Raw genomic sequence first — 13,210 nt, 5'->3', positions numbered from 1 at the left:
CGCCATCGCGCGCGGCGTGGATGGCGCGGATCTCGCTCACGGTCCGCTTCTCCTCGGCCTGGCGCCCGGCGCGGGCCTGCCCGGTGGCCAGATGGCGGTAGTAGCCGGCGCGGGACACACCGAGCACCCGGCAGATCCGCTTGACGCCGAAATCGGCGCGGTTGTCGGAGATGAAGTCCCAGCGGCGAGGGCTCACTTCACCTCCCGAGCGAAATGCGCGGCTGCCCGGGGCAGGATCTCGCGCTCAAGGCGCCACTCTTTCTCAGCCTTCAGCAGCCGGGCGTTCTCCGCCCGCAGCCGGGCCGGCTCATCCACCTCACCGCCCGCGTCACGGCGTCCGGACACGGCCTGGTTCTCATCCTTGCGCACCCACGTCCGCAGCGACTCCGCGGTGATGCCGAGATCCGCGGCCACCGCCGCGTACGTCCGCTTCCCGGCCGCGGCACGGTAGAGCGCGACCGCGTCCTTGCCGAACTCCTCCGGATACGGAGACTTGCCTCCCACTTGGTCATCCCTCCCTGGACCAGCAAGATCCATTGTCAGGGTGTCCACTCCGACGACTCCACCAAACTCAGGACACTCCGTGCTGGCACACCAGGAGTGGGAAGTCAGCGACGCCTTGGACGAATGCTCCGACGAATATCTGGACGCATAAGGAGAATGAGCCGGACTGACGACCCCGTGCAAGATCGAGGGTGGGCTCCACCACCGAGCAGCGGCGGCTTGGGTAGAGTGCGGGAGCGCTCCGACTGCCGGAGCTCAACCGCGCCGCAACAGAACGCGCCGAGCGCTGCAGCCTCACCCCACGGTGTGTCGCCGCGTTCGCAAGCCTTCCGCCGGCGCACGTATGCGGCCGGGGCAGCGATCCGAATGGGGTGGGAATGACCAAGCACAGGTTGTCCAGGAGAGGCCGTCACATCGCGTGGGCCACGACAGGCGTCGTCGTGGTCGCCGGTGCCGGGATCGCGGCGCAGACCTCCATGGCCGCCTCGAGCTGGCCGACGCAGAAGACGTACACGGGCCGGGCCTTCGACACCTGCACGGCGCCCTCCCTCGCCGCGATGAGGGCGTGGAAGACCGGCTTCTACGGCGCCGCCGCGGTCTACATCGGCGGGAAGAACCGCGGCTGCGCCCAGCCCAACCTCACCGCGTCCTGGGTGAAGTCGGTCAGCACCGCCGGATGGAAGCTCATCCCGCTCTACGTCGGCGCCCAGCCGCCCTGCCAGACCAGCAGAAACCCGGAGAGGTTCACGGCGACCACGGCAGCCGCTCTCGGCAAGAGCAACGCCGAGGACGCCGTCGCCAAGGCATCCGCACTCGGCATGAAGCCCGGCAGCCCCATCTACCTCAACATGGAGTCGTACGACACCACGAACAAGGCGTGCAACGACGCCACGCTGACGTACGTGCGCTCCTTCTCGAAGACCCTGCGGGCCAAGACATACCGCGCCGGGCTCTACGGCTTCAGCAGCTCCAGCGCCAAGGCCATCGCCACGGCCACCGACCGGACCGATCTCCCCGGCAACCTCTGGTACGCGCTGTGGGACAACAAGAACACCACCACCGCCGACTGGCCCTGGAATCCCAAGCTCTACACCGACCACAGCCGCGCCCACCAGTACATGGTCAACAGCAAGGAGACCCGCGGCGGCCACACCATCACCGTCGACCGCAACGCCTGGGACGCCCCGGTGGCCATCACCGGATAGAGGCCGGATGGGCCGCGCTGCCCGGGCATCAAGGCGTCTGGGAGTCCTCCTGCGTCGGCAAGCGCAAGGTCCTGCGACTTTCTTGGGTCTTGCAGGTGTGGTCGGTGGTGCTCGACTTGTTTTCCGAAGTCCACCGCGTGTCGTGGGGCCACCGGTCGGCGAGCGCCTGCACGGCCGCCTGTCGCAGTCCCCGGTCGGAGTCGTCGGCGGCCCGTTCCCGAAGCAGCACCTCGGTGACGGGGTCGTGGCGGCGGCGGGGGCGGGTTCGGCCGGCATGACAGGGAACGTACAAGGGGAACCGCTCCGATGGTGTTGCCGCGGTATTGCGCCACCTGATGCGCTCTCCGCACCGCTTTGAGCCGCGGTTTCATCGGCGGAGTGCCGCGATCCGCCACCCTGTCGCCCATAACGCGGACTCCGGTTGCCCACGATGCGGTCGGTGACCTCTCCTTTGCATGTCGCCGACAGAGCCCCGGCACCGGTTGGAGTCGCCCGCCGCCACACGGTGAGATGCGGTTGCCCCGGCGCACGTCCTGCTGTACTCATGGGGCATGAGCGACACTGCCCCGCACCTGTGGCGAAGGGTCCACATGGACCTCCTCCGCTACGCGGGCTGCCTGTGTCGTCCGTCCTGCTGAAATCGCCTTCCCTCCTTGCGCCGCGCCCTGTGCGATGCCCGCGCGCCCCCAGCGAACCCAGGACGGTACCCGTGTCCCTCAGGACGATCACTTCTGCGCCGGTTCAGGCCACCTCTCCCACACAGAGGTCCGCCGACTTCCCGGGCCCCACCCCTGCCCAGCTTCTCGAATTCGTGCGCCGCACCGCAGCGGACGCCGACCTCGTCGCCGCGCTCCCACTCGACCCCGAAGGCCGTACCTGGGTACGCCTTGGGGGCCCGGGTGGCAGCGAGGCATGGCTCATCGGCTGGCCGCCCGGCGCGGGTACCGGCTGGCACGACCACGCTGAATCGATCGGCGCCTTCACCACGGCGGTGGGCGAACTGACGGAGAACGCGCTCGCGGTACGGCTTCCCACCGAGGGGTGGAGGTCCCTGGAGCTGGCCGAAGGCAACGACCGCCGACGGAAGCTGCCACCCGGCGGGAGCCGGGCCTTCGGCCACCACCACGTGCACGAAGTGGTGAACGAGTCCCCTACCGAGCACGCCGTCTCCGTGCATGCCTACTACCCGCCGCTGCCGCTGATGCGCCGTTTCAGCCGGACCGGTTCGGTGCTCCGGCTCGAGCGGGTCGAGAGGCCGGAGGACTGGCAGTGAGCGAAAGGCTGTCCATCGACGAGCACCTGGCGCGGGTCCGCGCCGGGCTCGACCGCGTCGGCCCGCAGGAGGCGTACGCGGCGGCTGCCGACGGGGCGCTGCTGGTCGACATCCGGTACGCCGAACTGCGCGAGCGCGACGGGCTGATTCCCGGGGCTCTCGTGATCGAACGCAACGAGCTGGAGTGGCGGCTGGACCCAGTGGGCTCCCACCGCGTCCCGCAGGCCACGGATCACGATCTGCGGATCGTGGTGGTCTGCAACGAGGGGTACGCCTCGAGCCTGGCCGCCGCATCGCTGCACCGGCTGGGGCTGCACCGCGTGACCGATCTGATCGGTGGCTTCCAGGCGTGGCGTGCGGCGGGCCTGCCTGTCAGCGCACCGTAGGACCGTGCGAGGCGGGAAACGGCCCCTCCGCTCACGGCGGCACCGGCCCCGCTGTGGAATCGTCCACAGCGGGGCCGGTGCCGCCGTGAGCCGGGTGTGTGACTGCGTGGTGGGACGTGTCGGTATCCCGTGTCGACCGGGGGCCGCTCGTTCAGCGGGTGACCAGCAGGCCACGGCTGCGCAGCACCTGCCGCTCCAGCGGGCTGAAGATCAGCAGATCGATGGCGATACCGACGAGCAGGATCAGGAAGATGGCCAGGAACACCTGGGACATGCTGGCGTTGTTCCGCCCGTTCTCCAGCAACTGGCCGAGGCCGACGCCCAGATCGGGCGAGGAGGCGATGATCTCGGCGGCCATGAGAGAACGCCAGGAGAACGCCCAGCCCTGTTTGAGCCCCGCCAGATAGCCGGGAAGTGCGGCCGGCATCACGATGTACCGGGCCTCTCGCAGACCGGTCGCGCCCAGCGTCCGCCCGGCCCGCAGGAACAGAGGCGGGATCTGGTCGATGCCCGCGACGAGGCCGTTGGCGATGGACGGGACCGCGCCGAGCAGGATCACGGCGAACATCATCGAGTCGTCCAGGCCGAGCCAGATCACGGCGGGGGGTACCCAGGCGACCGACGGCAGGGACTGGAGGCCGGACAGGATGGGGCCGATGGCGGCCCGCACGAACCTCACCCGGGCGACGAGCAGGCCGAGTGGGGTACCGATGGCGAGTGCCAGCAGGAAGCCGAGCAGACCGCGTGAGACGGATGTCCAGATGTAGTCGAGGAGGGTGCCCTGCCGCCAGGCAGCGGTCACCTCGTCCCACACCGTGAAGGGCGAGGGCAGCTTGTAGGCGGGGGCGACCTCGGCCCACACCAGCAGCTGCCAGCCCACCAGCACCAGCGCGACGGCGGTGACGGGCGGCAGCACCTTGCGGATCAGGGTCTCGCGCAGGGGTGTACGGCCGACCTCCACCGAATCCAGGGCGTCGAGACCTGCCTCCAGTCCCGCCAGGTCGTGTGGGTCCTGGGGTCCCCCGGCCGCCGGGGAGCTGTGCTTCTTGATGTGGACGCCGGTGTCAGTGCTGGCCATGGCGGCGGATCTCCCCACGCAGTTCTTCGGTGATCCCGACGGACAGTTCGGCGACCGCGGCGTCCTCGATGCGGCGCGGCTGTGGAATGCCGACCGTCCACTCCCGGGCGATCCGCCCTGGCCGTGAGGACAGCAGCACCACCCGCTGGGCCAGCTTCACCGCCTCCCGCACGTTGTGTGTCACGAACAGCACCGACAGTCCCGTCTCCCGCCAGACGCGGGTCAGCTCGTCGTGCAGGACGTCACGGGTGATCGCGTCAAGTGCGGCGAACGGCTCGTCCATCAGCAGCAGCCGACTGTCCTGGGCCAGCGCGCGGGCCAGTGCGACGCGCTGTCGCATCCCGCCCGACAGCTCGTGCACCCGCTTGCCGTATGCGCCCTGGAGCCGGACGAGTTCCAGCAGTCGTTGCGCCTCGTGCCGACGCTCCGGCTTGGCGACCCCACGCAGTTTCAGGGCCAGCTCGATGTTCTTGCCGGCGGTCAGCCACGGGAACAGCGCGTGCTCCTGGAACATCAGGGCGGGCCGGCCGTCCGTGTCGATCGAGCCGGCGGACGGCCGGTCCAGCCCCGCGACCAGGTTGAGCAGGGTGGACTTGCCGCAGCCCGATGCCCCCAGGAGGGTGACGAACTCACCCGGAGCGACGTCAAGCGTGATGTCGTCCAGCACGAGTTGTCGTCCACCGGGCACGCCCGGCGCGGGGAAGGACTTCGAGACATGCCCGATACGGGCGGCATGCGTCACCGCTGTGGCGTCCGCGGCAGCTGTGGCGATCGTCGTGGCCAAGGTCGTCACCTCCTGGGAATCGTGGGGCCGGGTTGTCGTTACCTGGTTCCGAGACCGGCGTCGTCGACCGCGTCCTTGCCCTCGGCCTTGAGGATCTTGTTGAGCGGCGCGAGATCGTAGATACCCTTGAGGCCGGGCTCCTCCAGCAGACCGGCCTTCACCGCGTGCTTCGCCTGGGTGTCGAGGGTGGCGGCCAGCGGGTCGTCGAGGAAGGTGATGGACTCCCAGGCCGGGTCGATGACCTCGGCCGGCAGAGCCTTGCCGGACAGCTTCTTCAGTGCCGCGTTGGCGGAAGCCTTCGCCTCCTCCGGGTGGGCATTGATCCACTCGTTGGTCTTCACGGAGCCGCGCAGCACGGCCTCGACGACGTCCGGGTGCTCCTTGAGGAACTTCTGCGACACGATGATGTTCGTGATCACGAACTTCTCGTCGGGCCACAGGGTGGACTCGTCGAGCAGGACCTTCGCGCCCTCGGCGACCAGCTTGGACGCGGTCGGCTCCGGCACCCACGCACCGTCGATGGAGCCGGACTTGTAAGCGTCCGGGGCGATCTTGTTGTCCGTGCGGACGACGGAGACGTCGCCCTTGCCGCTCTGTGCGTCGGCCTTCCAGCCCTTCTCCGCGATCCAGTTGAGGAACGCGACGTCCTGGGTGTTGCCGAGCTGCGGCGTGGCGATCTTCTTGCCCTTGAGGTCGTCCAGGGACTTGATCCTGGCCGGGTTGACGACGAGTTTCACACCGCCGGAGGCGGAACCGCTGATGATGCGCAGGTTCTCGCCGTTCGACTTGGTGTAGCCGTTGATGGAGGGGGAGGGGCCGATGAAGCCGATGTCGATGGAGCCGGCATTCAGAGCCTCGATCTCGGAGGGGCCCGCGTTGAAGGTGGTCGCCTTGATCCTGGTACCGCCGAGCTCCTTCTGGAGCAGGCCCTCCTGGACGCCCACCAGGGCGGTGGCGTGCGTGAGGTTGGGGAAGTAGCCGATCCCCACTTCGCCGGCGGACAGCTTCTTGGCGCCCGCCGCGACCTCGGCCTGCTTGCCGTCGTCAGTGGACTCGGAACCGTAGCCGCAAGCGGTGAGCAGGAGGGGAAGCGCGGTGATGACGGCGATGGTGCGCAGGGCGGTGAGCGGTCTTGCGGCAGACACGGAGGTGTCCCTTCTGGGGATGGGCGATCAGGGAGGCACGCAAACGCGAGGCGTGCTGCTTCTCGGCACCGCGCCGACACTCCGCTCCCCGGGAAGCTGCGGTCGGCATGCCGTCGCGGGCTGAGGACCGTGGTGCGTGGGTGGCGGAGGACGTCCGGTCCGCGGCAGGCGGAGCGAGAGCAGGAAGCGGCGCTGGTGAGAAGCGAGTGTGCTTCTGCGGCGTCAGAGGGGCCGACAGATGGCGCTGGCCGTGTGGCCGAGGTCGATGTGGCGACGGCGGGTCAGCAGGGGCAGCGACTGGGCTGCACGGTCGAACGTTCCCACGACTCCCCTCCCCAGGATCCCCAGTTTTCCTACCTGATTGATAGGGATCGTGGCAGAAGGCAGCGCCCGCCCCAAGGGGTGTTTCGCATGATGGACGTCGCTATCCCGCCATGTGGGACGAGTGACACGTGGCCCGGTGGGTCAGGGGTTCACCCAGGCTCTGGGGGTATTCGTCAACGCGGTTACGTCCGGCGGTAGTTGGGCCGATGCGACGTCGGCGAGCGATACGCCCTCGAGGATCTCGCGCACGTTGGACCGCAGTGCGATCCACAGGGGGAGCAGTGATTCGGCGGGGCCGGTGTAGGAGAGCTCCGGCGGGCGGACCCCGCGTACCGACACCAGTGGACCGTCCACGACGCGGATGACGTCGGCGATGCTGATGGATTCGGAGGGCTTGGCCAAGCGGTAGCCGCCGTTTCCGCCGCGCCGGCTGAGCACGAGGCCGCCCCGTCGCATGTCGTTGAGGATGCCTTCGAGGAACTTGTGCGGAATGTCCTGAGCCTCGGCGATGGCCTCGGCCTTCAGTGGACCGCCGTCCTGGGACGCGGCGAGCTGCAGTGCGGCACGTACCGCGTAGTCCGCCCTGGCTGAGATCCGCATACGCACATTGTCCCGCACAGCTCGGTCGGTGTCCGGGGCGGGGGCCGCAGGGCAGGGTGCTCCTGCCCTGCGGCCCTGGGGCTCAGACCGCGGCGGGGGTGTAGTGCGAGGCGTCGTCGCCCTCGACGAGGTGGCTGAGGACGCCGTCGACGCCGGCGGGCACGTCGCCGGCGACGGTCACCCGGTGCAGCAGTCGCGGCAGGTCACCGTAGTCGTCGGGGGCGTAGTGCTGAGTGATGCGGTTGTCGAACAGGACGAGGTCGCCCGGCGCCCATGCCACCCGCACGATGTTCTCCGGTCGGGTGACGTACGACTGGAAGATACGCAGCAGGTCCCGGGAGTCGGACGGGCCCAGGCCCACGATGCTCTGGGCGAAGCCGCCGATGAACAGCCCGCGCTCCCCGGTCTCGGGGTGGACGCGGACGACCGGGTGGGCGGTGCGGTACGTGCGGGAGACGAACCGTCTGCGGTACTCGGCCGCCTTCTCGTTCTTCGGGGCGGCGTAGTCGTAGTCGTTGGTGTGCACCGCCCACAGCTTGTCCGCGAGCTCGCGCAGCGGCTCGGGCAGGTCCCGGTAGGCGGCGCCCGAGTTGGCGATGAGGGTGTTGCCGCCGTAGGGCGGGACCACGATGCTGCGCAGTGTGGACGCCTTCGGGGGCGTACGGACGAAGGTGACGTCGGTGTGCCACTGGTTGGCCCGGATGCCCTCGTCGCCGTCGACGGGCAGGATCTGGGGCCGGCCGTCGACGGAGGGGACCGTCGGGTGCGCGGTGGTGAGTTCGCCGAAGAGGGAGGCGAAGCGGAGCTGGCCCTCGTCGTCGAGGTGCTGGTCGCGGAAGACGAGCGCCTTGTGTTCCAGGAGCGCGGAGTTGATCTCGGTGACGACGGCGGGGTCGAGGCCGGTGGTCAGGTCCACGCCGTGGATCTCGGCGCCGATGCGGCCGCCGATCCTGCGGATGTCGAAGCCGGTGCTGGTGGTCATGCGTGGGTGTTCCTTTCGGGGGTGGTGAGCGGGAAGGTGATCGGTCGGGAGGTCGTCAGGAGGTGACGGGCGGGGAGGCTCCCTCGGACCCCGGCGGTCCGGGGGGAGGGCCGACGGCTCGCAGGGAGCCGGGGGTGCGGCCTCGTCCCCAGCCGATGTGCCGGCGGTGGCTGCCGAGCAGGCCGGTACGGTCCAGGTGCTCCTCGTCCCGGGTGGTGGAGTCGTCGGGCCACGGGCGGGCCAGGGGTGCGACGTACAGCGCGTCGGCCGGGCGGTTGGCCCAGGGCCTCCCGGCTCGTCATGGCCGCCTCGCGCGCGGCGGGCTCCGGGAGGACGTACCGGACGCCGACGGAGGCGGTGGCGCCGCTGGTGCCGCAGTAGCCCTTGTCGGCGAGGACGAGGTCCGCCCCGTCCTGGGCTGCCTCGAGCGCGGCCCAGGTGGCGGCGGGGCCGCCGCCGACCACCAGGACGTCCGTGGTGAGGTCGAGACCGGTCATACGGTCACTTCCTCTCCTGTGGCTGTCGCGGTCAGCCGGTTGGCGGGGCGGGCCAGGCCGTAGTTCTCGCGCAGGGTGCGGCCGGTGTACTCGGTGCGGAAGAGGCCGCGGTGCTGCAGGATCGGTACGACGTGGTCGACGAAGTCCTCCAGGCCGCCCGGCAGGTGGGGCGGCATGATGTTGAAGCCGTCGGCGGCACCCTGGGTGAACCACTCCTGGAGCTGGTCGGCTATCTGCTCGGGGGTGCCGGCGAAGACGCGGTGGCCCCGTCCGGCGCCGAGGCGGGCGATGAGCTCACGCAGGGTGAGGCCGTCGCGGCGGGCGAGTTCGGCGACGAGGGTGAAGCGGCTCTTGTTGCCGTTGATGTCCCGTTCCTCGGGAAGTTCGGGCAGCGGACCGTCCAGAGGCAGTCCGGTCAGGTCGGTGCCGAGCATCCCGGACAGCTGGGCGAGCCCGTACTCCGGTACCTGGAGGTCCGTCAATTCCTCCTCCAGCGCGCGGGCCTCGGCCTCGGTCGACCCGATGACGGGCGCGATGCCGGGAAGCACCAGCAGCTGGTCCTCGGAGCGGCCGTAGCGGGTGAGTCGTGACTTGAGGTCCTTGTAGAAGGCTTGTCCGTCGGCGAGGGTCTGCTGGGCGGTGAAGACGGCCTCGGCGTACTGGGCGGCGAACTCCTTGCCGTCCTCCGAGGAACCGGCCTGCACCAGCAGTGGGTATCCCTGCGGGGTGCGCGGTACGTTCAGGGGGCCCCGCACCCCGAAGTGCTCCCCGCGGTGGTTGATCTCCCGCACCTTGTCGGTGTCGGCGTAGACACCGTGCTCACGGTCGAGCAGGATCGCGTCGTCCTCCCAGCTGTCCCACAGTTTGGTGGCGACCTCGACGAACTCCCGCGCCCGCTCGTAGCGCATCCGGTGCTCCAGGTGCTCGTCCTGCCCGAAGTTGCGGGCCTCGTTCACGGTGCCGGAGGTGACGATGTTCCAGCCCGCCCGGCCACCGCTGATGTGGTCCAGGGACGCGAACTTGCGGGCCGTGTGGAATGGCTCGTTGAAAGTCGTCGAGACGGTGGCGATCAGGCCGACGTGCTCGGTGACCGCCGCCAGGGCCGACAACAGGGTGAGCGGTTCGAAGCCGCCGAGCGCGTTGTGCCGGACCTTGCCCCACAGGGCGAGGCCGTCGGCGAGGAAGACCGAGTCGAGCAGGCCGCGTTCGGCGGTCTGCGCGAGCTGCTGGAAGTAGCGCAGTTCGGTGACGCGTTCAGGCTGGGTGCGCGGGTGGCGCCAGGCCGCGTCGTGGTGGCCGGCGTTCATCAGGAAGGCGTTGAGGTGCAGCCGACGGGGGCTGGTCGCGGTCATGGCGTTCCTCGGATCGGGGGAGTGAGAGCAACGGGGCGGGAGACGGCGGGGAGGGAGATGAGCGGGGCAGTGTGACGACACCGGGTGGCGAGGAGACGAGCGCGGCCGTTCAGCCGTTGTCCCGGGTCAGCCGCCGGCTGGTACGCGCCAGGAGCTGAGCCGCCGCTCCACGGCCACCAGGAACTGGTTGAAGGCCACACCGATGGCGGAGATCGTGATGATGCCCGCGTACATCTGCGGGATCGCGAAGTTGTACTGCGAGGCGTTGATCAGATAGCCGAGGCCCGCCTTGGCGCCGATCATCTCGGCGGCGACCAGTACCAGGATCGACACCGCTCCGGCCAGCCGGATACCGGTGAACATCACCGGTACCGCGGACGGCAGGATGACCTTCTGAAAGAGACGGGGTGCGGGCAGATCCATCGACTTGGCCAGCTTCAGCAGGGTGGGGTCGACGTTGCGGACCGCGCTGATGGTGTTGAGCAGGATCGGCCAGGTGCACGCATACACCACGATGGAGATCTTCGAGGTCTCGCCGATCCCCAGCAGCAGCACGAACACCGGCAGCAGGGCCAGTGCCGCCGTGTTGCGGAACACCTCCAGAAGTGGTCCGAGAAGGTCGGCGACCGGCCGGTACCAGCCGATCAGCAGGCCGAGCGGCACGGCGACGGCCACGGCGAGACCGAATCCGCTGAACGAGCGCACCAGGCTGGCACGGGCGTTGTCGGCGAGCTGCCCGTCGGCGGCCAGCTCCCACCAGGCGCGGGCGACCTCGCTGAACGGCGGCAGGAAGGTCCGGTCGACCAGACCCAGTCGCGGTGCGGTCTCCCACAGCAGGACCAGAGTCACGATCGCAGCGGACCTGGTCGCCCCCCTGACCAGCAGGTACGGCAGTCGGCGCACCGCCGGTCGGACGCGGGCCGCCCTGGGGCGGACTGGACGCCGGCTCGACGACGATGCCCCGGGCGGCGCGGACGCGGCGGAGGGAGCAGGGGCAGAGGCTCGGACGGACTCGGCGGCGCTCACCGAGTCCAGCGCCGTGGTCTTCTCGGTGGCCGTGCCGGCTGTGGGGCTCATACGGTGGCCTCCTCCTTCTCCAACCGCTGGGCCCTGGCCACCTCGTCGTGCAGCAGCGACCAGATCTCGTGCCGGTACCGGGCGAAGTCGGGACTGGACCGGAGGTCGTCCGTCGCCGTACGGGAGTCGAAGGCGACCGGCACGATCTGCTTGATGCGGCCCGGCCTTGATGTCATGACGGCGACGCGCTGTCCCAGGTAGACGGCCTCGTCGATGCCGTGCGTGATGAAGACGACGGTCTTGCCGGTGCGTTGCCAGATGCGCAGCAGCTCGTCCTGCAGCGACTCACGGGTCTGGGCGTCCAACGCGGCGAACGGCTCGTCCATCAGGAGCACGTCGGGGTCGTAGGCGAGGCTGCGGGCGATCGCCACCCGCTGCCGCATACCGCCGGACAGCTCATGAGGATGGCGGTCCTCGAACCCGATCAGGCCGACGAGATCCAGGAACTCCCTGGCTCGTGCGGCACGTTCGCGTCGAGGGACGCCGGTGGCCTCCAGGCCGAACTCGACGTTGCCCTGGGCCGTGCGCCACGGCAGCAGCGCGTACTGCTGGAACACGATGCCGCGGTCCAGGCCCGGCCCCGTGATGGGTGTGCCGTCCAGCAGGATCCGTCCGCTGGTGGGTCGGGTGAGGCCGCCGAGCAGGTCCAGCAGCGTCGACTTCCCGCAGCCGCTGGGACCGACCAGGACGACGAACTCGCCGGCCGCGATCTCCAGATCGATGGCGTCGAGGGCGGTGAACCGGGTTGCCTGCCGGCTCCGCTTCCGGTCGTTGACAGTGAAGTCCTTGCTCACGTCCTCGAACGTGATCTTGGGAGTGGTGGATTCCGGCATGGGATCAGCTCCCGCTCTTCGCCGCGGAGGAGGCCTTGTTGTCGTTGAACTCATTGGTGTAGAGGCCCGACAATGTGACCTGGCCCTTCTCGAGGTCGCCGCGATCGGCCAGCCAGTCGATCCACAGCTGGAGTTCCCCACCGGTGATCAGGCCCGCTCTCCCGGCGACGCCGTAGGACCGCCAGTACTTCAACGGTGCGGTGTCCTCGTTGCGGCTCCGCTTCTTCACGATGCCGGTCATCCGGGCGATGACCTCCTCGCGCGGAGTGGAACGGGACCACTCGATGGCCCGCCCCACGGCGGTGACGAAGACGCGGGCAGTGTCGGGGTTCTGCTTCAGGAAGCGGTCCGTCATCACGTACGTGCCGGCGCTGAACGAGCCGAGCAGCCCATGGTCCGTGAACAGCGGGCGGATGCCCCCGGTCGCCAGGGCCTTGTCGCGCAGAATGCCGCCGAGTACGGCCACCTGGATCTGCTTCTGACGCAGCGACTGCTCGGTGTTGACCGGAGGCACCACGAGTGGCTCGACCTCGTCGATCTCCGCCCCTGACAGACCGCCTCGCTGCAGATAGATGTCGAGCATGGCCTCGGAGTGGGCTCCGAGGGTGTTCATCCCGACCTTCTTGCCGAGCAGGTCCCGGGGCGAGCGGATGGGACTGTCCTCGAGGACGTAGAAGCCGTTATAGGCGTGCTTGTCGGAGCCGTAGTAGCTGATGACGGACTTGATGGGGGCTTTGCCCGCGGCGAGTTTGACGACCGCGCCGTTGAAGGCGCCGCCGAAGTCGGTCTGACCCGTGGCCGCCGACTGGATGTCCTGCGGTCCGCTGATGGTGTTGCCGACCCACTCCAACTTCACGTCCTCCAGATAGCCGAGATCCTCGGCAAGCTCGGGCAACGTGACCTGACCCGCCCAGCCCTGGTACCGGAGCGTCTTGGTCTGGCCCTTGCCGGAGGTGACTTCCGTCGCGGTGGTGCCGCAGCTCACGGCCACCGCCGAAAGTCCGAGCAGGGAGAGGAATCGGCGTCGGGTCGATGCCGTAGTGGCCATGGCAAGGTCCTGTTCAAACGAATGCGGACTGAGTGGAATCGACGGATTGCTTCCTGAAACGGAGACAGGCAACGCGTGCAGGGGGTCTTCGGCATGAGGAAGCGCAGCCGGAAATGTTGCCC

At 69.2% G+C, this 13,210-nt stretch carries 14 protein-coding genes and 1 pseudogene; 4 read left to right on the top strand and 11 right to left on the bottom strand.

Annotated features, from left to right (window positions below; all coding sequences use genetic code 11):
- Window positions 1-504, bottom strand: a pseudogene (locus ADK41_RS43525) (transposase); the annotation flags it as partial.
- A gap of 377 nt (window positions 505-881) precedes the next feature.
- On the opposite strand from ADK41_RS43525, the gene ADK41_RS28650 reads away from it, so the two are divergent.
- The 4 genes from ADK41_RS28650 (at window position 882) to ADK41_RS28635 (ending at window position 3,368) form a co-directional block, all read left to right on the top strand.
- Complete coding sequence (locus ADK41_RS28650; RefSeq protein ID WP_030835032.1) at window positions 882-1,709, top strand: glycoside hydrolase domain-containing protein; 828 nt, start codon at window positions 882-884, stop codon at window positions 1,707-1,709.
- Window positions 1,710-2,260: 551 nt separating this feature from the next.
- The gene (locus ADK41_RS44130) at window positions 2,261-2,347 is read left to right on the top strand and encodes a putative leader peptide (protein ID WP_313896904.1); all 87 of its coding nucleotides are present in this window, start codon (window positions 2,261-2,263) and stop codon (window positions 2,345-2,347) included.
- An 86-nt stretch (window positions 2,348-2,433) separates the two neighbouring features.
- Window positions 2,434-2,982 carry a cysteine dioxygenase gene (locus ADK41_RS28640; protein WP_051843561.1) on the top strand — a complete coding sequence of 183 codons (549 nt, stop codon included), beginning with the start codon at window positions 2,434-2,436 and terminating at the stop codon, window positions 2,980-2,982.
- Window positions 2,979-3,368 (top strand): rhodanese-like domain-containing protein, encoded by a 390-nt coding sequence (locus ADK41_RS28635; RefSeq protein ID WP_030835022.1) that lies wholly within the window; start codon window positions 2,979-2,981, stop codon window positions 3,366-3,368. Before ADK41_RS28640 ends, ADK41_RS28635 begins: the two co-directional genes overlap by 4 nt.
- A 151-nt stretch (window positions 3,369-3,519) precedes the next feature.
- Here the strand turns inward: ADK41_RS28635 and ADK41_RS28630 are convergent, their stop codons facing one another.
- From ADK41_RS28630 to ADK41_RS28590, 10 genes are all read right to left on the bottom strand, one after another.
- On the bottom strand, window positions 3,520-4,446 hold the full coding sequence (locus ADK41_RS28630) for an ABC transporter permease (protein WP_030835020.1): 927 nt from the start codon (window positions 4,444-4,446) through the stop codon (window positions 3,520-3,522).
- Window positions 4,433-5,239, bottom strand: coding sequence for an ABC transporter ATP-binding protein (locus tag ADK41_RS28625; RefSeq protein WP_106979591.1), 807 nt, complete (start codon window positions 5,237-5,239; stop codon window positions 4,433-4,435). The genes ADK41_RS28630 and ADK41_RS28625 overlap by 14 nt, the downstream gene beginning before the upstream one ends.
- A gap of 29 nt (window positions 5,240-5,268) precedes the next feature.
- Window positions 5,269-6,375, bottom strand: a complete 1,107-nt coding sequence (locus ADK41_RS28620; protein WP_030835013.1) for an aliphatic sulfonate ABC transporter substrate-binding protein — start codon at window positions 6,373-6,375, stop codon at window positions 5,269-5,271.
- Window positions 6,376-6,840: 465 nt separating this feature from the next.
- Entirely contained in the window at window positions 6,841-7,299 is a 459-nt protein-coding gene (locus ADK41_RS28615) for an RrF2 family transcriptional regulator (RefSeq protein ID WP_030835010.1), read from the bottom strand.
- 82 nt (window positions 7,300-7,381) lie between these two features.
- The gene (locus ADK41_RS28610) at window positions 7,382-8,281 is read right to left on the bottom strand and encodes a TauD/TfdA dioxygenase family protein (RefSeq protein WP_030835007.1); all 900 of its coding nucleotides are present in this window, start codon (window positions 8,279-8,281) and stop codon (window positions 7,382-7,384) included.
- Entirely contained in the window at window positions 8,278-8,778 is a 501-nt protein-coding gene (locus ADK41_RS43520; protein ID WP_234319087.1) for an FAD-binding protein, read from the bottom strand. The genes ADK41_RS28610 and ADK41_RS43520 overlap by 4 nt, the downstream gene beginning before the upstream one ends.
- On the bottom strand, window positions 8,775-10,130 hold the full coding sequence (locus ADK41_RS28605) for an LLM class flavin-dependent oxidoreductase (protein WP_030835004.1): 1,356 nt from the start codon (window positions 10,128-10,130) through the stop codon (window positions 8,775-8,777). The genes ADK41_RS43520 and ADK41_RS28605 overlap by 4 nt, the downstream gene beginning before the upstream one ends.
- Before the next feature lie 126 nt (window positions 10,131-10,256).
- On the bottom strand, window positions 10,257-11,207 hold the full coding sequence (locus ADK41_RS28600; protein ID WP_030835001.1) for an ABC transporter permease: 951 nt from the start codon (window positions 11,205-11,207) through the stop codon (window positions 10,257-10,259).
- Window positions 11,204-12,040 carry an ABC transporter ATP-binding protein gene (locus ADK41_RS28595; RefSeq protein ID WP_030834999.1) on the bottom strand — a complete coding sequence of 279 codons (837 nt, stop codon included), beginning with the start codon at window positions 12,038-12,040 and terminating at the stop codon, window positions 11,204-11,206. Before ADK41_RS28595 ends, ADK41_RS28600 begins: the two co-directional genes overlap by 4 nt.
- 4 nt (window positions 12,041-12,044) lie before the next feature.
- On the bottom strand, window positions 12,045-13,088 hold the full coding sequence (locus ADK41_RS28590) for an ABC transporter substrate-binding protein (protein ID WP_030834994.1): 1,044 nt from the start codon (window positions 13,086-13,088) through the stop codon (window positions 12,045-12,047).
- Window positions 13,089-13,210: the final 122 nt, after the last annotated feature.

The sequence above is a fragment of the Streptomyces caelestis genome, assembly GCF_001279005.1.
GTDB classification, from domain to species: Bacteria; Actinomycetota; Actinomycetes; order Streptomycetales; family Streptomycetaceae; genus Streptomyces; species Streptomyces heliomycini.
The sequence above is the reverse complement of the archived record's forward strand: the minus strand, read 5'-3'. Positions and strand labels throughout refer to the sequence as shown.

Excerpts from the sequence above, each read along its gene's own strand:
- ADK41_RS44130 (WP_313896904.1), top strand. The coding sequence starts at position 2,261 with ATGAGCGACACTGCCCCGCACCTGTGGCGAAGGGTCCACATGGACCTC.
- ADK41_RS28630 (WP_030835020.1), bottom strand. The coding sequence starts at position 4,446 with ATGGCCAGCACTGACACCGGCGTCCACATCAAGAAGCACAGCTCCCCG.
- ADK41_RS28605 (WP_030835004.1), bottom strand. The coding sequence starts at position 10,130 with ATGACCGCGACCAGCCCCCGTCGGCTGCACCTCAACGCCTTCCTGATG.
- ADK41_RS28590 (WP_030834994.1), bottom strand. The coding sequence starts at position 13,088 with ATGGCCACTACGGCATCGACCCGACGCCGATTCCTCTCCCTGCTCGGA.
- ADK41_RS43520 (WP_234319087.1), bottom strand. The coding sequence starts at position 8,778 with ATGACCGGTCTCGACCTCACCACGGACGTCCTGGTGGTCGGCGGCGGC.
- ADK41_RS28610 (WP_030835007.1), bottom strand. The coding sequence starts at position 8,281 with ATGACCACCAGCACCGGCTTCGACATCCGCAGGATCGGCGGCCGCATC.
- ADK41_RS28600 (WP_030835001.1), bottom strand. The coding sequence starts at position 11,207 with ATGAGCCCCACAGCCGGCACGGCCACCGAGAAGACCACGGCGCTGGAC.
- ADK41_RS28615 (WP_030835010.1), bottom strand. The coding sequence starts at position 7,299 with ATGCGGATCTCAGCCAGGGCGGACTACGCGGTACGTGCCGCACTGCAG.
- ADK41_RS28595 (WP_030834999.1), bottom strand. The coding sequence starts at position 12,040 with ATGCCGGAATCCACCACTCCCAAGATCACGTTCGAGGACGTGAGCAAG.
- ADK41_RS28650 (WP_030835032.1), top strand. The coding sequence starts at position 882 with ATGACCAAGCACAGGTTGTCCAGGAGAGGCCGTCACATCGCGTGGGCC.